This is a genomic window from Nocardioides sp. NPDC054178, assembly GCF_055585005.1.
The window spans coordinates 95,576-118,928 of the sequence record NZ_JBVJKY010000007.1; the positions used below are offsets into that span (position 1 = coordinate 95,576).

At 69.9% G+C, this 23,353-nt stretch carries 21 protein-coding genes; 12 read left to right on the forward strand and 9 right to left on the reverse strand.

Annotation, left to right across the window (positions count from 1 at the left end; genetic code table 11):
• The first annotated feature begins 49 nt into the window (after window positions 1-49).
• The 5 genes from leuS (at window position 50) to holA (ending at window position 7,830) form a co-directional block, all read left to right on the forward strand.
• Window positions 50-2,533, forward strand: coding sequence for a leucine--tRNA ligase (leuS, locus tag ACZ6WN_RS22930; protein WP_465867893.1), 2,484 nt, complete (start codon window positions 50-52; stop codon window positions 2,531-2,533).
• Between the two features lie 70 nt (window positions 2,534-2,603).
• Window positions 2,604-3,464, forward strand: coding sequence for a DegV family protein (locus ACZ6WN_RS22935; RefSeq protein WP_465867895.1), 861 nt, complete (start codon window positions 2,604-2,606; stop codon window positions 3,462-3,464).
• 114 nt (window positions 3,465-3,578) lie between these two features.
• Window positions 3,579-4,469 carry a helix-hairpin-helix domain-containing protein gene (locus ACZ6WN_RS22940; RefSeq protein ID WP_465867896.1) on the forward strand — a complete coding sequence of 297 codons (891 nt, stop codon included), beginning with the start codon at window positions 3,579-3,581 and terminating at the stop codon, window positions 4,467-4,469.
• An 86-nt stretch (window positions 4,470-4,555) separates the two neighbouring features.
• Window positions 4,556-6,754, forward strand: coding sequence for a ComEC/Rec2 family competence protein (locus tag ACZ6WN_RS22945; protein ID WP_465867898.1), 2,199 nt, complete (start codon window positions 4,556-4,558; stop codon window positions 6,752-6,754).
• 92 nt (window positions 6,755-6,846) lie between these two features.
• Window positions 6,847-7,830 carry a DNA polymerase III subunit delta gene (gene holA, locus ACZ6WN_RS22950; protein WP_465867899.1) on the forward strand — a complete coding sequence of 328 codons (984 nt, stop codon included), beginning with the start codon at window positions 6,847-6,849 and terminating at the stop codon, window positions 7,828-7,830.
• 458 nt (window positions 7,831-8,288) lie between these two features.
• Here the strand turns inward: holA and rpsT are convergent, their stop codons facing one another.
• Window positions 8,289-8,549 carry a 30S ribosomal protein S20 gene (gene rpsT / locus ACZ6WN_RS22955; protein WP_465867901.1) on the reverse strand — a complete coding sequence of 87 codons (261 nt, stop codon included), beginning with the start codon at window positions 8,547-8,549 and terminating at the stop codon, window positions 8,289-8,291.
• Window positions 8,550-8,858: 309 nt separating this feature from the next.
• On the opposite strand from rpsT, the gene ACZ6WN_RS22960 reads away from it, so the two are divergent.
• Window positions 8,859-10,718 carry an AMP-dependent synthetase/ligase gene (locus ACZ6WN_RS22960; RefSeq protein ID WP_465867903.1) on the forward strand — a complete coding sequence of 620 codons (1,860 nt, stop codon included), beginning with the start codon at window positions 8,859-8,861 and terminating at the stop codon, window positions 10,716-10,718.
• On the opposite strand, the gene ACZ6WN_RS22965 is transcribed toward ACZ6WN_RS22960, so the two are convergent.
• The 8 genes from ACZ6WN_RS22965 to ACZ6WN_RS23000 all read right to left on the reverse strand — a co-directional run bounded on the left by ACZ6WN_RS22965 (window position 10,703) and on the right by ACZ6WN_RS23000 (window position 17,868).
• A complete protein-coding gene (locus ACZ6WN_RS22965) occupies window positions 10,703-11,659 on the reverse strand; it encodes a hypothetical protein (RefSeq protein ID WP_465867905.1) in 957 nt (318 codons plus the stop codon). The two genes, ACZ6WN_RS22960 and ACZ6WN_RS22965, sit on opposite strands and share 16 nt — an antisense overlap.
• A gap of 49 nt (window positions 11,660-11,708) precedes the next feature.
• Window positions 11,709-12,764: a WD40 repeat domain-containing protein gene (locus ACZ6WN_RS22970; protein WP_465867906.1), complete on the reverse strand. Its 1,056-nt coding sequence runs from the start codon at window positions 12,762-12,764 to the stop codon at window positions 11,709-11,711.
• A gap of 34 nt (window positions 12,765-12,798) precedes the next feature.
• Window positions 12,799-13,296: a DUF4919 domain-containing protein gene (locus tag ACZ6WN_RS22975; protein WP_465867907.1), complete on the reverse strand. Its 498-nt coding sequence runs from the start codon at window positions 13,294-13,296 to the stop codon at window positions 12,799-12,801.
• The gene (locus ACZ6WN_RS22980) at window positions 13,293-14,363 is read right to left on the reverse strand and encodes a hypothetical protein (RefSeq protein ID WP_465867909.1); all 1,071 of its coding nucleotides are present in this window, start codon (window positions 14,361-14,363) and stop codon (window positions 13,293-13,295) included. The genes ACZ6WN_RS22975 and ACZ6WN_RS22980 overlap by 4 nt, the downstream gene beginning before the upstream one ends.
• Window positions 14,363-14,860: a DUF4919 domain-containing protein gene (locus ACZ6WN_RS22985; RefSeq protein ID WP_465867910.1), complete on the reverse strand. Its 498-nt coding sequence runs from the start codon at window positions 14,858-14,860 to the stop codon at window positions 14,363-14,365. Before ACZ6WN_RS22985 ends, ACZ6WN_RS22980 begins: the two co-directional genes overlap by 1 nt.
• Entirely contained in the window at window positions 14,857-15,912 is a 1,056-nt protein-coding gene (locus ACZ6WN_RS22990; protein WP_465867912.1) for a hypothetical protein, read from the reverse strand. The genes ACZ6WN_RS22985 and ACZ6WN_RS22990 overlap by 4 nt, the downstream gene beginning before the upstream one ends.
• Window positions 15,912-16,214: a hypothetical protein gene (locus ACZ6WN_RS22995; protein WP_465867913.1), complete on the reverse strand. Its 303-nt coding sequence runs from the start codon at window positions 16,212-16,214 to the stop codon at window positions 15,912-15,914. Before ACZ6WN_RS22995 ends, ACZ6WN_RS22990 begins: the two co-directional genes overlap by 1 nt.
• 79 nt (window positions 16,215-16,293) lie before the next feature.
• Window positions 16,294-17,868 (reverse strand): alkaline phosphatase D family protein, encoded by a 1,575-nt coding sequence (locus tag ACZ6WN_RS23000; RefSeq protein ID WP_465867915.1) that lies wholly within the window; start codon window positions 17,866-17,868, stop codon window positions 16,294-16,296.
• 126 nt (window positions 17,869-17,994) lie between these two features.
• Between ACZ6WN_RS23000 and ACZ6WN_RS23005 the strand changes: the two genes are divergently transcribed.
• The 6 genes from ACZ6WN_RS23005 to ACZ6WN_RS23030 all read left to right on the forward strand — a co-directional run bounded on the left by ACZ6WN_RS23005 (window position 17,995) and on the right by ACZ6WN_RS23030 (window position 23,332).
• The gene (locus ACZ6WN_RS23005) at window positions 17,995-18,924 is read left to right on the forward strand and encodes a hypothetical protein (RefSeq protein ID WP_465867916.1); all 930 of its coding nucleotides are present in this window, start codon (window positions 17,995-17,997) and stop codon (window positions 18,922-18,924) included.
• Window positions 18,925-18,985: 61 nt separating this feature from the next.
• Window positions 18,986-20,854, forward strand: a complete 1,869-nt coding sequence (lepA, locus tag ACZ6WN_RS23010) for a translation elongation factor 4 (RefSeq protein WP_465867918.1) — start codon at window positions 18,986-18,988, stop codon at window positions 20,852-20,854.
• 126 nt (window positions 20,855-20,980) lie between these two features.
• Window positions 20,981-21,511: a SigE family RNA polymerase sigma factor gene (locus ACZ6WN_RS23015; RefSeq protein ID WP_465867920.1), complete on the forward strand. Its 531-nt coding sequence runs from the start codon at window positions 20,981-20,983 to the stop codon at window positions 21,509-21,511.
• Window positions 21,508-22,446 (forward strand): hypothetical protein, encoded by a 939-nt coding sequence (locus tag ACZ6WN_RS23020; protein WP_465867922.1) that lies wholly within the window; start codon window positions 21,508-21,510, stop codon window positions 22,444-22,446. Before ACZ6WN_RS23015 ends, ACZ6WN_RS23020 begins: the two co-directional genes overlap by 4 nt.
• A complete protein-coding gene (locus ACZ6WN_RS23025; protein ID WP_465867923.1) occupies window positions 22,446-22,787 on the forward strand; it encodes a hypothetical protein in 342 nt (113 codons plus the stop codon). The genes ACZ6WN_RS23020 and ACZ6WN_RS23025 overlap by 1 nt, the downstream gene beginning before the upstream one ends.
• A gap of 68 nt (window positions 22,788-22,855) precedes the next feature.
• Window positions 22,856-23,332, forward strand: a complete 477-nt coding sequence (locus ACZ6WN_RS23030; protein ID WP_465867925.1) for a pyridoxamine 5'-phosphate oxidase family protein — start codon at window positions 22,856-22,858, stop codon at window positions 23,330-23,332.
• Window positions 23,333-23,353: the final 21 nt, after the last annotated feature.

Consider the following 23,353-nt stretch of genomic DNA (forward strand, 5'->3'; position numbering starts at 1 on the left):
TTCAGAAGCAATCTTGACGCATCGAATTCTCGACAAGGACGAAAGACCAATGACGCAGGAGCAGGCTGAGCAGGCGACGTACGACGTCGTGGAGCTGCAGGACAAGTGGCGCCCCATCTGGGAGAAGCTGGAGCCGTTCAAGGCCGGCCAGCGCGAGGGAGCCGAGAAGCGCTACGCGCTCACGATGTTCCCCTACCCGTCCGGCGACCTGCACATGGGTCACGCCGAGGTGACCGCGCTGCACGACGTGCTGGCCCGCTACTGGTGGCTGAAGGGCTTCGACGTCCTGAACCCGATCGGCTGGGACTCCTTCGGCCTGCCCGCCGAGAACGCGGCGATCAAGCGCAACGAGAACCCCGCCGGCTGGACCTACGCCAACATCGAGACCCAGGCGGAGTCCTTCAAGCGCTACGGCATCTCCTTCGACTGGTCGCGCCGCCTGCACACCTCCGACCCGGAGTACTACAAGTGGACGCAGTGGATCTTCCTGAAGCTGTACGAGGCCGGCCTGGCCTACCGCAAGAAGTCTCCGGTCAACTGGTGCCCCAACGACCAGACCGTGCTGGCCAACGAGCAGGTCGTCAACGGTGAGTGCGAGCGCTGCGGCGCGACGGTCACCAAGCGTGACCTGACGCAGTGGTACTTCCGCACGACCGCTTATGCGGAGGAGCTGTACAACGGCCTGGACCAGCTGCAGGACACCTGGATCGGCAAGGTCGTCAACATGCAGCGCAACTGGATCGGCCGGTCCGAGGGCGCGCACGTCGACTTCGAGATCGCGCTGACCTCGGGCGAGACGCGCACGGTGACCGTGTTCACCACCCGTCCCGACACGCTCTACGGCGCGACCTTCATGGTCGTCGCCGCCGACGCGGACCTGGCTGCCGAGATCGTGGCGCCGGAGCGGGCGGCTGCGCTGGAGAGCTACCTGGAGGACGTACGCAAGGCCTCCGACATCGACCGGCTGGCGACCGACCGTCCCAAGACCGGTGTCGACCTGGGCGTCACCGCGACCAACCCGGTCACCGGCGAGCAGATCCCGGTCTGGGCGGCCGACTACGTGCTGGCCGACTACGGCACCGGCGCGGTCATGGCCGTCCCGGCCCACGACCAGCGCGACCTGGACTTCGCCAAGGCGTTCTCGCTGCCGGTGCGCCGCGTCGTGGACGTGCCCGGCGCGGACAACCCCGAGGAGACGTACGTCGCGACCGCGGGTGACGGTGCGTACGTGAACTCAGCCGTGCTGGAGGGCGTCGCCGACAAGGCGAGCGGCATCCACAAGATCATCGAGAAGCTGGAGGCCGAGGGCCACGGCAAGGGCACGATCAACTACCGGCTGCGCGACTGGCTGCTGTCGCGGCAGCGCTACTGGGGCGCGCCGATCCCGATCATCCACTGCCCGGTCGACGGCGAGGTGCCGGTGCCCGAGGCCGAGCTGCCGGTGCAGCTGCCCGAGCTGAAGGGTGCCGACCTGAAGCCGAAGGGCGTCTCGCCGCTGGCGGCCGCCACGGAGTGGGTCAACGTGACCTGCCCGACGTGCGGTGGTCCGGCGACGCGTGACACGGACACGATGGACACCTTCGTGGACTCCTCGTGGTACTTCCTGCGCTACCTGTCGCCGACCGACGAGACCCAGGCGTTCTCTCCTGAGCTGGCCCGCGAGTGGGGTCCGGTCGACTTCTACCTGGGTGGCGACGAGCACGCGGTGCTGCACCTGCTGTACTCGCGGTTCTTCACCAAGGCGCTGCGCGACATCGGCCTGATCGACTGGGACGAGCCGTTCTCGGCCTACCTGTCCCAGGGCAAGGTCATCAACGGCGGCAAGAAGATGTCGAAGTCGCTGGGCAACGGCGTGAACCTGAGCGACGTGCTGGAGGAGTTCGGTGTCGACGCGACCCGCCTGACCCTGGTCTTCGCCTCCCCGCCGGAGGACAACATCGACTGGGCCGACGTCTCGCCGGGTGGCTCGGCGAAGTTCCTGCAGCGGGCCTGGCGCCTGGCCGGGGACGTGACGTCGGCGCCGGGTGTGGATGTGTCCGGTGGGGACGTCGCGCTGCGGCGTACGACTCACAAGACCATCGCCGAGGCCGAGCAGCTGATCGAGTCCTACCGGTTCAACGTGGTCGTGGCTCGCGTGATGGAGCTGGTCAACGCGACCCGGAAGGCGATCGACTCCGGTGTCGGCCCCGCCGACCCCGCCGTACGTGAGGCCGCGGAGACGGTCGCGATCCTGCTCTCGCTGGTCGCGCCCTACACCGCCGAGGAGATGTGGGAGCGTCTGGGGCACGAGCCGACGGTTGCGCGGGTCGCGTGGCCGGCGGTCGAGCCCCACCTGCTCGTCGAGGACTCCGTGACCGCCGTCGTGCAGATCAAGGGCAAGGTGCGTGCGCGCCTGGAGGTCTCGCCCTCGATCTCCGAGGCCGACCTGGAGGCCGCCGCGCTGGCCGACCCGACGATCGCGGCTGCGATCGAGGGTCAGACCGTACGCAAGGTCATCGTCCGCGCGCCGAAGCTGGTCAACATCGTCGTCTGATCGCCCCCGATCGACCTGATCGGGTCGGCACGTGGTGTCGACCCGATGGGTCGATCTGTAGGCTTCTGACATGGCCCGGGTAGCGATCGTGACCGACTCGACCGCGATGCTTCCATCCGATCTCGGGGATGCCGCGGAGCTGATCACATCGGTGCCGTTGCAGGTGATCGTGGATGGGACGTCGTACGACGACGGGGCGGAGGAGACGTCGCCCGAAGCGCTGCTGGCGGCGTTGGCAGCGCACAAGACGGTGACCACCTCGCGGCCCTCTCCGGCGCTCCTGGGCGAGGTGTACGCGAAGCTGGCGGCGCAGGGCTTCGAGGAGATCGTCTCCATCCACCTCTCCGCGGAGCTGAGCGCGACGTGCGAGTCCTCGATGCTCGCCGCGCGGGAGGCTCCGGTGCCGGTGATCACCGTGGACACGCGGCTGGTCGGACCCGGGGTCGGGTTCGCGGTGCTGGCTGCCGCGGAGGTGGCCGGGCGCGGCGGGAGCGCCGCTGAGGCGCGCGAGGCCGCGTTGTCGCGGGTCGCTGCGACGCGTTCCTACTTCTATGTCGACACCCTCGAGTATCTGCGCCGGGGCGGGCGGATCGGTGCTGCTGCCGCGCTGCTCGGGACGGCGCTGGCGGTCAAGCCGCTGCTCACGATCGAGGAGGGGCGGGTCGTGCCGCACGAGCGGGTGCGTACGGCTGAGCGGGCGATCGCGCGGCTGCAGGCGCTCGGGGCCGAGGCGGGTGAGGATGCGGAGGCCGTCGAGGTCGTCGTCGCCCACCTGGGCAGCCCGGACCGGGCGGCCGCGATGACCGAGGGGCTCTCCGCCGAGCTGGACGGCAAGATCAACGGCGACGTACGTGTCGGGGAGCTCGGTGCGGTGCTCGGTGCGCATGTCGGGCCGGGGTGCGTGGCGGTCGTCGTGGGGCCCAAGCTCTGATCCTGGGCTGATTTCGGGCCGATCACCGTCCACAGGGACGGTTGAGGATCGAGTTGTCCACAGGCGCTGAGAACGCGCTCGGAAGTGTCGGCGTAGGCGCATACCTTCGGCGTCATGCGGACCCGACCGACCTCTGATCACGCCGATGCCGTGGCCCGGCGGCTGGAGCAGCTGCGCGCCGAGCTCGACCCGCCGGGGGAGGAGGACGAGGGCGAGGAGGACTGGCAGCCGCCGTGGTGGGACGGGCCGGGTGCGACCGACACCGGGGAGCTGGACCCGTTGGTGCCGGTCCCAGGACGCCACGCGTCGCGGCGTCAGGTCGTGATCTCGCCCGACGCCGTGCTGCCGGAGCCGCTGCGCGGACGGGTGAGCCTAGGTCCCTGGCATCTCGTGGTCGTCTCGCTGGTGCTGGTCGCCGGGTTGGCGGTGGCCTGCTGGTGGATGATCCGCGCCGACCCGGAGGTGGTGCCGGCCGCCCGGGCCTCGCCCTCGGCCTCGCCACTGGTTCCGTTGCCGAGCGGCTCGGCTCCGCCCCCGAGCACGGCCGCGGTGCCGTCGGGCGGAGCATCGGCCGGGACGGTGACGGTCGACGTGGAGGGCAAGGTGCCCAAGCCCGGCATTGTCGTGCTGCCGGTCGGCTCGCGGGTGGTGGACGCGGTCGAGGCCGCAGGCGGGGCATCTCACAAGCACCTCGCCGGACTCAACCTCGCCGCGCTGCTCAGCGACGGTCAGCAGATCGTGGTCGGTGCGCCGAACGCGGCCGGAGGCGTCGCGGCACCCGGCTCCGGCGCGCCGGTGGCTGGGACGCCCGGCACGATGGTGAGCCTCAACGCCGCCTCGATGGAAGAGCTGGAGACGTTGCCCGGCGTGGGACCGGTGACGGCGCAGGCGATCATCGACTGGCGCACCACCAACGGCGCGTTCACCTCCGTCGACGAGCTGCTCGAGGTCGACGGGATCGGGCCGAAGACCTTTGACTCGCTGGCACCGCTGGTCACGTTGTGAACGACCTGCGACTGCCGCTTCTCGGGGCCGGTGCGTGGGCGGGGGCGTTGGCCGGGCCGGTCGTGGTGGCAGGAGGAAGGCCCGGGGTGGTTCTGCTCGTGCTCCTGGCCGCGGGCCTCGGCATCGGCGGTGGCTGGGCCGCACGGAAGCGGCGCCCGACCGCGCTGGCGTTGGTGCTGATGACCGCCGGCGTGGCGGTCGTCGCGGGCCTGCACGCCGCCCGCGTCAGCGACAACCCGGTGGTGGACTTGGCTGCGCGCAAGGCGCAGGTGCGGGTCGTGGCCACCATCACCACCGACCCGAAGGAGGTGCGGGGCGAGCACGCGACGTACCAGCTCCGGCGCGCCAGCGTGCGGGAGATCAGGGGCCGTGGGGTGGTCTACCGGCTGCGTACGCCGGTGGTCGTGCTCGGCGACGAGACATGGGCGGACATCCCGCTGGGGACGACGGTGTCGACGACCGGGCGCCTGGGCGGGAGCGACTCGCACGAGGAGTCCGCGCTGCTGATCGCCGGGGAGCCACGGGTCGTCGCGGGTCCGGGGATCTGGTGGAGAGCCTCGGAGACGCTGCGTGGCTCGATCCGCGACGCGGTGGCGCACCGGCCGCCCGACCAGGCGGCCCTGGTCCCGGCGCTGGTCGACGGCGATGACACCGGCCTCTCCGACGACCTCGCCGACGACTTCCGCACGACCGGGCTCACCCATCTGCTCGCGGTCTCGGGCACCAACCTGACCCTGGTGGTGGGGTTCCTGCTCATCGTCGCCCGCTGGTCCGGGGTGCGGGGAAGATGGCTGTACGCCGTCGGGGTGCTCGGCATCCTCGGATTCATCGTGCTCGCCCGCACGGAGCCGAGTGTGGTGCGGGCCGCCGCGATGGGCGCGGTCGGACTGCTCGCGATGACGCACAACGGACGGCAGCGAGCGCTGCGCGGGCTGGGCGCGGCGGTGATCGGGCTGCTGCTGATCGACTCGGGGCTGGCGACCTCGATCGGGTTCACCCTCTCGGTCCTGGCCACGGCCGGCATCCTGCTCTTCGGGCCACCCTGGCGTGATGCCCTGAGACGTTGGATGCCGCAGTGGTGCGCGGAGGCGATCGCCGTCCCGGCAGCGGCGCAGCTGGCCTGCACCCCGGTGGTCGCGGCCATCTCCGGCCAGGTCAGTCTTGTCGCGGTGCTCGCCAACCTGCTCGTCGAGCCCGCCGTCGCACCCGCGACGGTGCTCGGTCTCCTGGGCGGTCTGCTCGGGCTGGTGTGGGATCCGCTCGGGATGGTCGCGGGCACGATCGCCACCTGGTGCGTCGCCTGGATCATCGCCGTGGCCCGCTTCGGTGCCGGTCTGCCGACCGCGGAGGTCGGGTGGGCGACCGGGCCGACAGCCCTGGCGGTGCTGGTGGTCATCTGTGCCGCGATCGCCTTCCTCGCTCCTCGGGTCCTGCGGCATCCGGTCACCGGGGTGGCCGGATGCCTGGTGCTGCTCGCGGTCGCGCTGGTGCGGCTGCCGAGCCCTGGCTGGCCCCCGGCGGGGTGGGTGCTGGTGATGTGCGACGTGGGACAAGGAGATGCCCTGGTCGTACGCACCGGGTCGGGAAGTGCCGTCGTCGTGGATGCCGGCCCCGACCCGGCGCTGGTCGACGACTGCCTCGACCGCCTCGAGATCGAGGACGTGCCGCTCGCGGTGATCACCCACTTCCACGCCGACCACGTCGACGGCATCGAAGGTGTCTTCGCCGGACGCAGGGTCGGTGAGCTGTGGACCTCGCGCCTGCAGGACCCGCCCGGAGGCGTACGCGTCCTCGGGGAGGCCGCCGGCAGGGCCGGAGTGGTGCCGGTTCCGGCTCCCTACGCAGCCACGACCACCATCGGCGAGGTGCGGATCCAGGTGCTCTGGCCCACGGGTGAGTCCGACACCCGAGGGCCTGGGGACGGCTCCACGGCCAACGACGCGAGCGTGGTCCTGCTCGTCGAGTCCCGCGGCCTGCGTCTGCTGTTGACCGGCGACATCGAGCCGGAGGGACAGGACCAGCTCGCCGATGACCTGGCCGGGCTCGACATCGACGTCCTCAAGGTGCCTCACCACGGCTCGCGCTACCAGGACCTCGACTGGCTGCGTACGCTGCACGCGCAGATCGCACTCACCTCGGTCGGTGCGCGAAACGACTACGGCCATCCGGCCACCGTCACGGTCCGGGGGCTCGAGGAGAGCGGCACCAAGGTCTACCGCACCGACCGTGACGGCTCGGTCGCGGTCGTCGAGTCGGGAGGTGAGGCAGCGGCTGTTACGCGTTAGCGTTGGTCTCGACCCGCTCGACCTCCTCGCGTTTGGCCGACGCAAGCGCCGGCCAAGGCTCGGATGTCGGTGCCGTGTGGGAGGGTTTGAGCATGGCACGCACCGCCTCCGCACCGAGCCCCACCGGCAACCTGTCTGCCTCCGACGTCCTGGGTCGGGTGACGCTGGTGACCGGCAAGGAAGAGTTCCTGGGGGAGCGTACGGTCGTAGCGGCAAAGGCCGCGGTGAAGGCCTACGACGCCGAGGCCGAGGTCTCCGAGGCGACCGCTGCCGACCTGACGCTGGCGACGCTCGGCGAGCTGAGTGCACCTTCGCTCTTCTCGAGCATCCGCTGCGTCGTGGTGCGCAACCTGGAGAACCTGCCGGACGAGTCGGTCGCGGGTCTGATGGAGTATGCCGGGATGCCCTCGGAGGAGGTCGCGCTCGTCCTCGTCCACGGAGGTGGGCAGAAGGGCAGCGGCACGCTCGCCAAGCTCCGCAAGCTCCCGAAGGTGACCGAGCACAAGTCCGTCGAGCTCAAGGCGCGCGAGTTCGGCAGCTTCGTGAAGGCCGAGCTGCGGCTGCACGGAGCGAGCATCGACGAGGAGGGCGCCGACTTCCTGATCCAGGCGGTCGGCCAGGATCTTCGTGCTCTGGCGGCCGCGGCGAGCCAGCTCGCCGGCGACAACGAGGCGAAGCGACTCGGCCTGGAGCACGTGAAGCAGTACTTCGGCGGCCGGGCCGAGGTGAAGAACTACGTGATCGCCGACGCGATCATCTCCGGCGACCGGGTCAAGGCCCTCGAGGAGATCCGCTGGGCCCTCGACACCGGCTCCTCGCCGGTCTACGTCCTCTCCGCCGTGGCCGGCCAGCTGCGCACCGTCGCCAACCATGTCGCCGGCATCCGCGACAGCGGCACCCCTCCCTGGAAGCAGAAGTCCATCGCGGGTCTCGCCCGCGGCTGGTCCCGCGAAGGCATCGGTGAGGCCCTCCGCTCGGTCGCCCGAGCCGACGCCGACCTCAAGGGCGCGGCCAGCGACCCGGCGTACACGCTCGAGCGTCTCGTCCTCACCATCGCCGCCCTCCGCCAGCGCTGACAACCACGCCGAGACCTCACCCCGTCCGCCGAGCCCTCGCCCCCGTCTGCCGAGCCGTCACCCCGGTCGGCCGAGCCTCGGTCGAGGCGTCACCCCGGTTGGTCGAGGCGTCACCCCGGTCGGTCGAGGGGTCAGCCCGGTTGGTCGAGGGGTCAGCCCGTGGTCTAGAGGTCTCATCCCGGTTGGTCGAGGGGTCAGCCCGGTTGGTCGAGGGGTCAGCCCGGTTGGTCGAGGGGTCAGCCCGGTTGGTCGAGGGGTCTCATCCCGGTTGGCCGAGGGGTCAACCCGGTTGGCCGAGGGGTCAACCCGGTTGGTCGAGGCGTCACCCCGGTCGGTCGAGACGTCGCTCCGGTCGGTCGAGCCGTCAACACGGTGCCCACTCGGCCGACGTACGTGACGCCTCGGCAGAAATGACACAAGCCCCGTCCCAAAGGACGGGGCTTGTCAGAGAAGGTGCCTCAGAGGGAGGCGGCCTTCTTGGCGATCGCCGACTTGCGGTTGGCGGCCTGGTTCTTGTGGATGACGCCCTTGGAGGCGGCCTTGTCGAGCTTCTTGGTGGCGACCTTGGCGGTCTCGACCGCGGCGTCCTTCTCGCCGGCCTGAGCGGCGGCGTGGAACTTGCGGATGACGGTCTTGAGCTCGCTCTTGACGGCCTTGTTGCGCTCGTGCGCCTTCTCGTTCTGCTTGTTGCGCTTGATCTGCGACTTGATGTTCGCCATGGGTGAATGATCTCCAGTGCTTCGACGTGTGGTGGTGCGAGCTCTCAATCCGGCCCCTCGGGGAAATGAGAGGGGAGAGGCCTACGCGAACACGCTTGCGGTCAAGATTACAGACTCGCGTCGTTTGGCCTCAAATCGCCGTACCTCACCTAGCTACTCCGGGGTAGGCTGTGGTGATCTCGGTCACGAGATTTCCGGCGGAACCCCCTGTTGCGGCTCGGCTCCAGCGTCTAGGGTCCCCCGCGCGGTCCCTCTCGTGCTTACCGCCCACCGTTCACCCCCACGCACACACTGCAGGCCAGGAGAATCATGCCGACCCAGTCCGCGATCGATCTCGCATTCCTCGACGAGATGCCGGCGAACTTCGCCCTTCACTTCCTCAACCGGGTCAAGGCGACCCCGAATGCGGAGGCGTTCCGCTATCCGGTGGTCGGCTCGACGACCGAGGCAGGCGGAGAGGAGTGGAAGTCGCTGACCTGGAAGGAGGCCAGCGACCTGGCCGGCCGCCTCGCCGCGGGTCTGGTCTCGCTCGGCCTCGACCTCGAGCAGCGGGTCGGCATCGCCTCGACCACCCGCTACGAGTGGATCATCGCCGACCTCGCGGTGATGCTCGCCGGCGGCGCCACCACGACGGTCTACCCGACGACCAACGTCGAGGACACCGCCTACATCCTCGGTGACGCCGAGTGCCGCTTCGTCTTCGCCGAGGACGACAGCCAGCTCGCCAAGATCGCCGAGAAGGCCGCCGACCTGCCCGAGATCGTCAAGGTCATCACCTTCGACGGCCAGACCGACGGCGAGCGGGTCATCGGCCTGGACGACCTCGCGGCCATCGGCGACAAGTACCTCGCCGACCACCCGGACCTGATCGAGGAGACCGCCGCCAAGATCACCCCGGACCACCTGGCCACGCTGGTCTACACCTCCGGCACCACCGGCCGGCCCAAGGGCGTGCGCCTGCTCCACCGCGCCTGGGTCTACGAGGGCGAGGCCGTCCGGGTCCGGGGCGACGTCCTCGGCCCCGACGACCTGCAGTTCCTGTGGCTGCCGATGTCCCACGTCTTCGGCAAGGTGCTGCTCTCGATCCAGATCGCCTGCGGCTTCCCGACCGCGATCGACGGCCGGATGGACAAGATCGTCGACAACCTCGGCATCGTGAAGCCGACCTTCATGGGCGCGGCCCCGCGCATCTTCGAGAAGGTCCACTCCAGGATCGTGATGATGACCGAGGCCGACGGCGGCATCAAGAAGAAGCTCTTCGACGCCGCCTTCGCCAACGGCATCGCCCGCGACCGGCTGCTGCGCGAGGGCAAGTCCGTGCCGACCTCGGTCGCGCTCAAGCACGCCGTGCTCGACAAGCTGGTGCTCAGCAAGGTCCGAGACCGCTTCGGTGGCCGCGTACGTTTCTTCATCTCCGGCTCCGCCCCGCTCAACCGTGACATCGCCGAGTGGTTCCGGGCCGCTGGGATCCTGATCATGGAGGGCTACGGCTCGACCGAGAACGCTGCCGGCGCGGCGGTCGGCACCCTGGAGGAGAACAAGCTCGGCACCGTTGGCAAGGCGTTCCCGGGCAGCGAGGTGAAGATCGGCGACAACGACGAGCTGCTCATCCGCGGCCCGCACGTGATGCCGGGCTACCACAACCTGCCCGAGGAGACCGCCAAGGCGCTCGACGCCGAGGGCTGGTACCACACCGGTGACAAGGCCTCGATCGACGAGGAGGGCTACATCACCATCACCGGCCGGATCAAGGAGCTGTTCAAGACCTCGGGCGGAAAGTACGTCGCGCCGCCGGCGATCGAGTCGAAGTTCGCCGCGCTGTGCCCCTACTCCAGCCAGTTCCTGGTCTTCGGTGCCAACCGCAACTTCGTCACCGCGCTGATCACCCTCGACCCCGAGTCGATCACCGCATGGGGCGCCTCCCACGGGCTGGAGGGGAAGTCCTACGAGGAGATCGTCACCTCGCCGCAGGTGCGTGAGCTGATCGGTGGTTATGTCGACGAGCTCAACGCGGGCCTCAACCGCTGGGAGACCATCAAGAAGTGGGAGATCCTCGAGCACGACCTGACCGTCGAGAGCGGTGAGCTGACCCCGTCGCTGAAGGTGAAGCGCAACGTGGTCGAGGCGAAGGAGCAGGCGCGCATCGACGCGTTCTACGCCGGGTCCTGAGCCACGTCCTGGGCCCACCCCTGGCGCTCAGTCAGCCAGTCCAGACACACCTCGCCCTGCCACCGCTGCATCCTGCGGAGGTGGGGCGAGGTCGTCTTGACCGGCTGGTCGGCGGCGGCCAGGAAGTAGCCGGCGAAGAGGGCCAGGACGGAGTCGATGGCCTCCGGCGCGGCCTTCGACAGCAGCGGATGCGTGGCCAGGAACGCCTCGGCGTCGAGGCCGTCGCCGCGCGGCCCGAGCAGCAGCAGGAGCGAGTCGATCCAGTCGGCGCCGAGGACCGGCCAGGTCCATTCGACCAGCAGAACACCACCGTCCGGGCGGATGAGGACGGTGTCGTCGCGTACGTCCAGGTGGACCAGCGTCTCGCCGGTGGTGTGCTCGGCGAAGCCCGCTGCGAGCGAGGCCGCCCGGTCGGCATGCGGGTAGCCGGCGACCCGGTCCCACAGGGCGGGGTAGGAGGCGTGCTCCTCGGCGAAGGTCGGCCAGCCGATGCCGGGGGCGGGGGTGAGCGCGGCGGCGGTCTCGACCAGCGCCTGCGAGACGAGCTCGAGATCGGCGAGGGTCCAGGGCCGCGACGGTAGCCGGGACTCGACGTGCTCGAAGGCCAGGACCACCCACTCGCCGTCGTCGAACCACTTCAGCTTCGGGGCGGGGACCCAGCCGGCGAGCTTCTTCAGCTTCGCCGCCTCCTCACGGAAGAGCGCCGCGGAGTCGCGCTGCGCCTTGGCGGAGGCCGCCTTCACGAAGTGCCGGGAGCCGTCCTGACAGGTCAGCACCGAGGCGAACCCCGGCGTGAACCCGGCCCCGTGCGACTGCGCCGAGACCACCGGCCCACCGCCGAGCCGCTTCTCGATCGAGGACCGCAGGAAAGGTGGCAGGTGGGTCCACTCCAAGCGGCGGGCGGTCTGCCCGTGCGGGATGTTCGTCGGGATCGCGCTCACGACCACATCCTTGTGTACGCCGGCCGTGATGCGCCAGCGCACCACGGCGCTAGGACATCGGCGGCTGGTCGAACTCCCCGGCGGGCTTGCCGGTGGCGACGTCCCAGGCGGCGACGCCTTCCTCGGCCGACGCGGTGTAGAGGGCCTTGCCGTCGGGGCTGAAGATCACGTTCGAGCTCGGCACCGCGGTACGGACGAGGTCACGGGACTCGCCCGTACCGCCCAGCGCCTTGGGTGCCCACAGGATCAGCTCGGCATCGTCGGAGTCGCTCGTGACAGCCAGCGAGCCAGAGTCGGGGGAGAAGGCGACTGCGCCGACCGGGTGACCGGGTAGCGTCTCGGCGGCCTCGAGCGTCTCGGCGTCCCAGATCGTGGGGTAGCCCTCGGTGGTGGCGCCGGCGATCCAGCGGCCGTCCGGGCTCCAGACCGGGGCGGCGCCGCGCGCGGCCGCGACGGTGCCGACCTCGTCGCCCGAGTCGGCGTCGAGGATCGAGACCTTGTCGCCGGAGGCGACCGCCACCCTCGTGCCGTCGGGGCTGAACGAGATCGATCCGACACCGTTGCCGAGGTCGGTGCTCGCCACCTCGTCGCCGTCCTCGACCGACCAGATGACCAGGTCGCCCTCGAGCCCGGCGCCGGCGACGAGCTCGCCGTCGGGGCTGAACGCGATCTCGCTGACCGGGCTCACGTCGGTGACCTTCGGGTTCGGCAGGCCCTCGAGCCGCTGGACCTGCTTGTCGCCGTCCACCTCGACCAGCGCGATGTCCGAGCAGCCGACCTTCCGCGCGACGAGCGTGAGGTCGGGGCTGATGGCCCGGTAGCCGGACTCGGAGATCGTCTCGTACGCCCCACCGGCGGCGCTCCAGCGGCAGGTGCCGTCGGTGCAGCTGGCCACGACGTACTTCCCCTCGGGGTCGGTGACCAGCGAGCCGGCGACCAGCCGCGACGGCATGACCGCGGCGGCCAGGCTGATCGAGTCACCGGACCCGCCCAGCGCGGAGATGTCGCAGCCGTCTTGGTCGGAGTCGCCGGCGCACCCGGCCAGGAGCGCGGCGGCGAGCACGCCGATGAGCGGGACGGTGAGGGCGTACGTTCGGGGTTTCATCGGTCCTTCCCGAGGACTGTCAGGCGAGCATCTGTCAGGCGAACGAGGACACGTCGAAGTAGGCGACGGTGCCGTCGGTGCAGGTGAGTCGGTCGAGACGTCGGCCCCCGGTCTCGACGAGGTCCTGACGGTCACGGACCTTGTCGAGGGCTCGGAGCATGTCGTACTCGTCGTTGATACGCAGCACCGACCACGGATGTTGCTCGCTGCCGTCGCCGGTGGAGCGGATGCTGCGCAGCGCGGCCCCCGCGACCTGCCGCTCGCGCGCGGCGGCCCGTCCGTCACCGGACTGCTCCAGCGCGGTGGCCATCCGCAGGTGGGCCGAGGGGCTGAAGATCGCCCCCGGCATGATCCGCCGCAGCTCGTCGGCGGCGGCTGCGTACGACCCCTCGGCGAGCAGCCTGTCGACCGGGTCGAGGTCGAGGTCGGGGGTGAAGTCGGCGGAGCCGCGGACCGCGCGGCGAAGCGGCCCGAGGGTCTCGGGGCCGGGGTCGTCGAGGTAGGCGGTGACCAGGTCGGCGTACGTCGTCACCTCGACTCCTCCAGGAGGCGGTTGAACTCCTCCTCGGTGAGGTTGTTCAGGTAGTCACGGCCGGAGTTGCGGGCGTCCTTCTCGACGGGCTGGTTGTAGTACTCGTCGAACGTGGCGCCGTTGTCGGTGCTCTTGTAGTCGTCGAAGTTGTCCTCCCACTCCTCGGCCTGCTGCTCGGTGATCCCGTCGGCCTTGTGCTCGTCGAAGGGGTCGTCCTCCCACCAGAACTGCCAGTCGTTCATGTCGTCGATGGCCTCGTGCTGGCGACCGTGACGGACCTCGTGGGCGACGGTGTTGATCAGCTGGCCGGGGTCGTCGAGCACGTTGGGGTTGAGCGCCATCGTGGGCTCTTCGTCGTTCCAGTAGCCGTAGGTGATGCTGCCGTCGTCCCAGGTGTCGTTGCCCAGGTCGGACCAGTCGATGGTGGGCATGTCGACGCCGCTCTCCTCGGCGATCTTCTTGACCATCTGCTCCAGCACGGCCTTGCGCTCCTCGATGCTGAGCGTCTCCCACTTCTCCGCGATGGCCGGGTCGATGTTGCCGTACTCGTCGCCCTGCTCGTCGATGCCGGTCGGCAGGCCACGGGCGAGGATCGCGTCGACGCCGACCGCCTTGGCCAGCGCCTTCTCGATCTCGTCGGCGATCTCCTCGGCGACGTTCTGGCGGCTGGTGCCCCACTCCTCGGCCTCGTAGCGGCTCTTGAACGTCGGCGGGGTGGCCGTGCTGGTCACCGTGCCGTCGTCGCCGACGGTGAACTCCTGGGTCTTGGCCCGGTCGAGGATGCCCTGGACGAGACGCTCGATCGCCTCGACCTCGGTCTCGGCGGTGTAGAGCGCCTTCTGCATCTCCTGCTTGGCGGTGATGTGGCTGCCGAGATCCTTGACCAGACCGTCGCGGTGTCCTCTGGCGGCATCGGCGGCCATCCCGGTCCAGGACTTGGCCACGCCGTTGGCCTCGAGCTCGTCGCGGCTGGTCTCCAGCTTGCGGAGATCGGCCTTGAGGCCGTCGCCGGCATCGCCCAGCGGCGCCGCCTTCCAGGTCTTGACCTGGCCGAACGTGATCGCCATCAGACGAGCGCGGTGGCGTCGAAGTGGGCGAGCGTCCCGTCGGTGCAGGTGTGGCGGTCGATCCGCCGCCCGTCGGTCTCCAGGAGATCCTGGCGGCCCGGGACCTTCTGGAGGGCACGGAGCAGGTCGTACTCGTCGTTGATCCGCAGCACGGTCCAGGGATGCTCCGCGCTGCCGTCGCCGCTCGCCCGGATGCTTCGCAGGGCGGCGCTGGCCACCTGGCGCTCACGGGCGGCGGAGCGCTCCTCGCCGGAGCGCTCCAGGGCGGTCGCCAGACGCAGGTGGGCGGACGGGCTGAAGATCGCCCCGGGCATGAGTGCCCGCAGCGCGTCGGCCGCCTCGGCGTAGGCGCCTTCGTCGAGCAGCTTGTCGACACCGCTGAGATCGAGGTCGACGGTGAAGTTGGCCGAGCTGCGGACCGCGCGGCGAAGCGGTCCGAGGGTCTCGGGGCCGGGGTCGTCGAGATAGGCGGTGACCAGATGGGCGTACGTCGTCATTTCGACTCCTTCAGGAGACGGTCGAGCTCAGCGGGCGTCAGGTTGTCGAGATATTCGCGGCCGGACTTGCGGGCGTCGGCTTCGACGGGCTGGTTGTAGTACTCGTCGTAGGTGTCGCCGTTCTCGGTGCTCTTGTAGTCGTCGAAGTTCTCCTCCCACTCCTCGGCCTGCTTCTCGGTGATGCCGTCCTCCTCGTGCATGTCGAAGGGGTCGTCCTCCCACCAGAACTGGAAGTCGTTGTTGTCGTCGATGGCCTCGTACTGCCGGGCGTGGCGCATCTCGTGGGCCACGGTGTGCAGGATGTCGGGGTTGTCGACGTTGCCCGGATTGAGGTGCACGGTGTGGTCGTCCTCGCTCCAGTAGCCGTTGGTGCTGCCCTTCGCGTCCCAGACGATGTCCTCGACCTCGACGCCGTACTCCTCGGCGAGCTCCTCGATCTTCTGGTCGATGATCGCCTTGCGCTCGGCATCGGTGAGCTGGGCCCACCGCTCGGCCGTCTCGGGGGAGGCCATCCCGCGCTGATCACGGGTCTGGTCGAGGTCCGCGTCGGTGCCCGCAGGGATGCCGTCGGTGAGGATCTGGTCGACGCCGGCCGCCTTGGCGAGGGTGTCGGTGATGTCGTCGGCGAGCTCCTGGGCGATGGTCTGGCGGCTGGTGCCCCACTCCTCGGCCTCGTAGCGGTTGTGGAAGGTGGGTGGCGTGGCGGTGCTGGTGACCGAGCCGTCGTCACCGACGGTGAACTCCTGGGTCTTGGCGCGGTCGAGGATGCCTTGGACGAGGCGTTCGATGGCTTCGACCTGGGTCTCGGCGGAGTAGAGGGCCTTCTGCATACCCTGTTTGCCGGTGATGTGGGCGCTGAGGTTCTTGACCAGGGCGTCGCGGTGACCGCGCGCGGCGTCGGCGGCGGCACCGGTCCAGGACTTGGCCACGCCGTTGGCCTCGAGCTCGTCGCGACTGGTCTCCAGGTTGCGGAGGTCGGCCTTGAGCCCGTCGCCGGCGTCACCCAACGGTGCCGCCTTCCAGGTCTTGACCTGGCCGAACGTGATCGCCATCAGTTCGGGCCCATGACCTTTCCGCCCTTTTCGCCGGCGGCCTTGTCGGCGGCCTCGAACTCGTCGAGAGCCTTCTGCATCTCCGCGGCGAGCTTCTGGGAGCTGTCGGCCGCGGCCTTCGTCTCATCGGTCCAGCGGGTGCCGAGGTCGGACAGGTAGCCGACCGACTCCGCTCCGGGGACAGCAGCGCCCGCCTTGGTCAGATAGCCGGCGGAATCGGCCTTGCGTACGGCGCTCTCGGCGTCCGTGGCGATGCCGATGGATGTCTTCATGTCCTTGGGGACGACATGAATTTCGCTCATGGTCTGCTGGTCCTCCTGGGCCCGAACGGGAGACGGCTAGGGCGTGTCCTCACAACAGACACGCCCTAGCCCGCAGACCCTAACGGAAACTCGGGTCCAGCGTCTTCGTAAAAAGAGCACCGCCGTCGATGTCCCGGAGGGTAACGGTGAGCTGCTGCGTACGCCCGTCGATCTCGACCTCGCCGAAGAACTGGAAGCCGTCGGCGGGCGAGGTGTTGGCGGCCGGGGGAGCGGCCACGAACTCGGCGGCCGGACCGAAGGTCGGGTCCAGCTTGTTGGGGCCGAAGGCGCCGGCGTTGAGCGGTCCGGAGACGAACTCCCAGAACGGGTCGAAGTCCTGGTAGGCCGCCCGGTCGGGGGAGTAGGAGTGCGCGGCCGTGTAGTGGACGTCGGCGGTCAGCCAGACGTGGTTGCGGATGCCGAGGCGTTTGAGCCCGGTGAGCACCTTGGCGATGTCGAGCTCGCGGCCGAGCGGGGCGCCGGCGTCGCCCTGGGCGAGGCCCTCCTGCAGGGTGCCGTCGGGGACGACCAGGCCGATGGGCAGGTCGGCGGCGATGACCTTCCAGGTGGCGCGGGAGGCGGCCAGCTCGCGCAGGAGCCACCTCGTCTGACGCTCACCGAGCACGCCGCCGTCGGCGCTGGTCTCGACGTCGGTCGTGTTCGCGTCCTTGTGGGTGCGCATGTCGAGGACGAACAGGTCCATCAGCGGGCCGTAGGAGAGCTTGCGGTAGATCCGGCCGTCGGGGTCGGGGGAGGCGTCGCCGACCGGGATGTACTCGTGGAAGGCCTGCTTCGCGCGGGCCGCGAGGACGTCCACGCGGCGCTCGGTGTAGCGGCCGTCGTCGGGGAGGATCTCGCCCGGGTACCAGTTGTTGGTGACCTCGTGGTCGTCCCACTGCGCCACGATCGGCGTCTGGGCGAGGAACGCGCGCCAGTTGTCGGCGAGCAGGTTGTAGGCGTACTGCCCACGGAACTCGCTCAGCGTCTCGGCGACCTTGTGCTTCTCCTCGGTGACGATGTTGTTCCAGACGCGTCCGTCGGGGAGCGTCACGGTCGGGGTGAGCGGGCCGTCGGCGTAGACGTTGTCGCCGGAGCTCAGGAAGAAGTCGGCCTCGCGCGCCGCCATCGCGGGGGCGATCCGGAAGCCACCGAAGTCGGGGTTGGCGCCCCAGCCCTGGCCGGCGATGTCACCGGACCACAGGAATCGGATGTCCTGGCGCCTGCTCGGTGCCGTACGGAGCCGGCCCAGCTCCCAGGCGCTGCCGCGTCGCGGGTCGTCGGGGTCGACGGCACGGATCCGGTAGAAGTAGTCGCGCCCCGCCTCGAGGCCGTCGACCTTCAGCTCCCCGGTGAAGTCGCTCCGCGCGGTCACCACGGGGCCGCTGACCGGGCGGGCCCGGCGGAAGGACTCCTCGGTCGAGATCTCCGCGACCAGGCGCGAGGTCGTGTCCGCGCGGCTCCACAGGACCCCGCCCCGGGCGCCGACGTCGCCGGACTGGACGCCGTGGGTGAGGTTCGGGCGGTTGCCCCGTACGAAATTGGCAGGGCCGAAGACGGGTGCTGCGTGGGCGGTGGTGGCGGTCGTGGGGATGACGAGTCCGGCACCGGCGGCGGCACCGAGGCCGAGGACGGAGCGGCGGTTGAGTGGGGTCATGGACCAAACCTGCCGATCCCGGCGGAACGACCGGTGAGTTCCGCGGGTCGTGTCGGTGAACACGTACGCGATGGCTGCCGGCGCCCGGCGTGACCCGCTGGGATGCGGGTGGCAGTATCTGCGGTGATGTCGGCAAGAAGGAACCCCCACGCCGCTGTGCTGCTGCTCCTGGTGGCGCCGGTGCTGTTCGGCTGCGCCGCCGAGCCCCCGGCCGAGGCGGAGTCCGCCTCGCCGTCGACCTCTGCGAGCGCGCAGGCCGAGACGTCGCCGAGCGCGCCACCGCGCGCGCCCGAGTCGCTCGAGATCCCGTCCGTCCCGCCCGCCGAGGATCGCGGGATCGTCGAGGGCGGCGACCTCAGCTGGCCGCAGTGTCCCGAGGGGATGGGCATCAAGGAGCGGCGGACGCTGGGGCTGCCGATGCCGCTCGACTCCGCGGAGTACGTGGTCATCGGGCTCACCAACGGCCCGGCCTTCACCCCCAACCCGTGCCTGGCCTCACAGGCCGAGTGGGCCCAGAAGAGCAAGCTGATGACCTCGGCCTATGCGGTTATCTCCTACCCCACCGAGGCCGATCTCCGCGAGCACGGTGAGGAAGGCCCCGGCGATCCGGACACGAAGATCGGCCGGCTGACCAACGTCGGCTACCAGCAGGCTCGGTGGAACCTGGCGCAGATGAAGGGCGCCGGCCTGGAGTCCCCCTCGGTCTGGCTCGACGTCGAGCCGGTCGCGGTCTGGGAGTGGTCCGACGACATCGAGGCCAACCGGGCGGTGGTCCGGGGCGCCCTGACCGGCTACCAGGAAGCCGGGAAGCGGGTCGGGGTCTACTCGATCGAGGGCCTGTGGACGCCGATCGTCGGCGACCTGCAGCTGCAGCTGCCCGAGTGGCGCCCGGCGGGCGAGGCCTCCAGGGCCGCGGCCCTGGAGCGGTGCGGTGGCGAGTGGATGTTCCAGGGCGGTGCGGCGGTGATGGTGCAGTGGCTCGAGAACGGTCGCGACCGCAACGTGACCTGCCCCGGCGAGTCGGTGCAGCTGCCGCTTTGGTTCCATCAGTACTGAGCGTGGGACAATAGGCGGTGACGTACCCGCCCCCGTTCTTGAGCATCTACGAAAGCAGCCTGTGACTCACTCCGCGCCACAGCCCGGCTCCACTGATCCGGCGATCATCCGCAACTTCTGCATCATCGCCCACATCGACCACGGCAAGTCGACGTTGGCCGACCGGATGCTGCAGCTGACCGGTGTGGTCGACGAGCGTGCCGCGCGGGCGCAGTACCTCGACCGGATGGACATCGAGCGTGAGCGCGGGATCACGATCAAGTCCCAGGCCGTACGGATGCCGTGGACGGTCACCGAGGGCGACGACGCCGGCCAGACGTTCGTGCTGAACATGATCGACACCCCTGGCCACGTCGACTTCACCTACGAGGTCTCCCGGTCGCTGCAGGCGTGCGAGGCGGCGATCCTGCTCGTCGACGCGGCGCAGGGCATCGAGGCGCAGACCTTGGCCAACCTCTACCTCGCGATGGGTGCCGACCTGCACATCATTCCGGTGCTCAACAAGATCGACCTGCCCTCGGCGAACGTCGAGAAGTACGCCCTGGAGCTGGCCAACCTGGTCGGCTGCGAGCCGGAGGACGTCCTCAAGGTCTCGGCCAAGACCGGGCTCGGCGTCGAGGACCTGCTCAATCACATCGTCTCCGAGACGCCGCCCCCGGTGGGCGACCCGGACGCGCCCGCGCGAGCGCTGATCTTCGACTCGGTCTACGACACCTACCGCGGCGTGGTGACGTACGTCCGGGTCTTCGACGGCAAGCTGACCCACCGCGACAAGATCAAGATGATGTCGACCGGCGCGGTCCACGAGATGCTCGAGCTCGGCGTGATCAGCCCGGAGCCGGTCAAGGCTGACCACATCGGCGTCGGCGAGACCGGCTACCTGATCACCGGCGTGAAGGACGTACGCCAGTCGCGCGTGGGTGACACGGTCACCGGCAACAACCGTCCGGCCACGGAGATGCTCGGCGGCTACTCCCACCCCAACCCGATGGTCTTCGCCGGGCTCTACCCGATCGACGGCGACCAGTACCCGGTGCTGCGTGAGGCGCTCGACAAGCTGCAGCTCAACGACGCTGCCCTGACGTACGAGCCGGAGACCTCGGGCGCTCTCGGCTTCGGGTTCCGCGTCGGGTTCCTCGGCCTGCTGCACATGGAGATCACCCGCGACCGCCTCGAGCGCGAGTTCAACCTCGACCTCATCTCGACGGCTCCCAACGTGGTCTACGACGTGATCATGGAGGACGGCTCCGAGCACATCGTCACCAACCCCTCGGAGTTCCCTGAGGGCAAGATCCGCGAGGTGCGCGAGCCGGTCGTCAAGGCCACCATCCTCTCGCCGTCCGACTACATCGGCACGATCATGGAGCTGTGCCAGAAGAAGCGCGGCACCCTCGGCGGCATGGACTACCTCTCCGAGGACCGCGTCGAGATGCGCTACGTCCTGCCCATGGGCGAGATCGCCTTCGACTTCTTCGACCAGCTCAAGTCCTCGACCAAGGGGTACGCCTCGCTGAACTACGAGTTCAGCGGCGACCAGGCGGCCGACCTGGTCAAGGTCGACATCCTGCTCCAGGGCGAGCCCGTCGACGCCTTCTCCGCGATCATCCACCGCGACGCCGCCTACGGCTACGGCGTGATGATGGCCGGCAAGCTCAAGGAGCTCATCCCGCGCCAGCAGTTCGAGGTGCCCATCCAGGCCGCCATCGGCGCCCGCGTCATCGCGCGCGAGACCATCCGTGCCATCCGCAAGGACGTCCTCGCCAAGTGCTACGGCGGCGACATCTCGCGTAAGCGCAAGCTGCTCGAGAAGCAGAAGGAGGGCAAGAAGCGGATGAAGATGGTCGGCCGCGTCGAGGTCCCCCAGGAAGCCTTCGTCGCCGCGCTCTCCACCACCCAGCCCTCTACGGACAAGACCGCCGGCAAGAAGTGACCCACCGCCTCTGTCCCTCGTAGAACCTTGGACGTCTTACGCTCGATGGTGGACAACCTTTCCCGGGGGCGACCTGGTCGTCCTGGGTAGGGGCGCCCCGTCGGGGGCGCCGAGCGGGGAGGGGACGTGGATGCCATCCAGGTCTCGGGCACGAGGAGCAGCGCCGGGGCTGCTCGGGAGTTCGACGACTTCGTCGCGTCCTGCTCCACGCGGCTGCTCCGGACCGCCTACCTGCTGACCCACGATCGCGGGCGCGCCGAGGACCTCCTGCAGACGGCGCTGGTCAAGGCGTGGCTGTCCTGGTCGCGGATCGAGAGCGACCCGGCGGCGTACGTCCACCGGATCCTCGTCAACACCTACGCCACCTGGTGGCGGCGGAGGTGGAACGACGAGCGGCCGACCTCGGAGCTGCCGGACGCCGAGTACGACGAGGACCGGGCCGCGACCCACGACCTGTGGACGGCGCTGGGCAGGCTCCCGGCGAGACAGCGGGCGGTGATCGTGCTGCGTTACATGGAGGATCTCAGCGAGGCGGAGACGGCTCGGCTGCTCGGCTGCTCGGTCGGCACGGTCAAGAGCCAGCGCGTGAAGGCGCTGGCCAAGCTGCGTCTCGACGGTGCGCTGGCCGAGGAGACGCACGGGGAGGCGGCGCGATGAGCATCGAACAGCTCCAGGAGACCCTGCGCGCGCACGCCGGGTCGATCGAGGACACCGGTGTCGTCGGCAGGGGCGCCGCGGTCCGTCGCCGGGCGGCCACGATCCGGCTGCGCCGGAGGATCGCCGTGGTCGCGGTGGCGGCGATCGTGCTTCCGGTGGCGGGGCTGGCCGCACTGGGGGTCGACCCGTTCGACCGCACCGCGCCGATCGTGACGCCGCCCGACCGCTCGGAAGGCTCGTTCGTCGAGGCCTTCGCCGGCCGTACGCTGATCGACTCCGAGGTCGTCACCGGTCGCAGCGAGCTCGTGTTCACCGCCGAGGTCTCCCGCAACACCGAGTGGCGAGCCATCTGCACGGGAGTCGGCAGCGGCTACACGATGCACATCTCGATGGACGACGGAGAGGCCGGTGCGCTGCCCTGCGACGTCGAGCTCCTCACCGGCCGCTGGATCGCCTACCAGCTCGGGCCGGAGTACCCGCAGGAGGGCCGGCACACGCTCCGGCTCTGGCTGACCCGGACGTCCGGGGGCGAGAAGGTGGCGCCGGAGCGTGGGCAGCTCGGTGCCGCGGTCTACCGCCTCCCCGCTCCCGCCGCCACCGTGGCGGGGCACCAGGTGCAGGCCCTCGAGGTGGACGGCGGCCGCGAGTTCCGCATGGTCCGCGACGAGGAGTCGGACCCCGGGACGCGGGAGCTCTCCTCGACGTACCCGGCCAGCGACATCCCGGTCGAGGTGGACTGGTACACCTCCGGCTCGGGCGACCAGGAGGTTCAGGTGTACGTCGACGGGATCCCGGAGACCGGGCTGCCCCTCGGCGGGGGAGGGCCGGGCCTGGTCGTGTCTCCCGGCCGGGCGCACACCGTGAGCCTGCGGATCGTCGGCGACGTACCGCCGGATGCTCGCCTCGGGCTCGTCTGGCGCGAACAGGACCGATGATGAGGCAACCCACGGAGCGCGGCTGGGTCTGGTGGTACGGGATGTTCCTCGGCTGCCCGCTCCTCGCGGCCGGCGCGGCCGAGACCGTTCGGGTCCTACGCAGCGGGGACGGTGGCTTCCTCTTCTGGTTCGGCACGCTCGTCGGTGGAGGTGTGCTGGTGCTGGCCGGCACCCTGCTCCTGCCCCGGCGACCGAGGCGAGGGTTCGTCCTCACGACGATCGGGTGCGTCGCCGGCCTGCTCCCCACCTCGTGGACGGTGGTCGTGCCCGTGATGCTCGTGGTGCTGATCATCGCGAGCGGCAGGCGAGCAGCGGCCGAGAACCCGGTCAGGAGCGGATGAGCCCGACGCTGCCGAGGTGCGCAATTTCGGTCGGGCAAGGGGCGCACGGGCGGTGGTTGACTCGGGACATGCGTACAGAACAGGTGCGGTTTCCGCAGGGTTATGGCACGCCGAGCGAGCTGCTGGCGTGGGAGGACGTACGTCAGCGGCTGGTCGAGGCGAAGCAGTTCTGGTTCGCGTTCGAGAGGCCGGGGCGGAGTCCGCACGTGACGCCGCTGGACGGGATCTGGTTCGAGGAAAAGCTGGTCTACGGGGGCAGCCCGGAGACGTTGCACCGGCGGCTCGCGGCCGAGCATCCGAAGGTGACGGTCAACCTGCCGGACCCGTGGAAGCTGGTCGTCATCGAGGGCGAGGTGCGGGAGTCGAGGTTCGCGCCGGAGGTCGCCGAGCAGATCGCCGGGCTGCTGAACGCGAAGTACCCCGAGTACGGCGAGAACGTCTTCGAGGCCAAGCACTACGTCGACGGCGCGCCGGTGGTGCATCCACGGCGGATCCGGGCCTGGACCTCGTTCCCCAAGGACGCGACCGCCTTCGTCTTCGACTGACATCCGGCTGGTCCGCGCTAG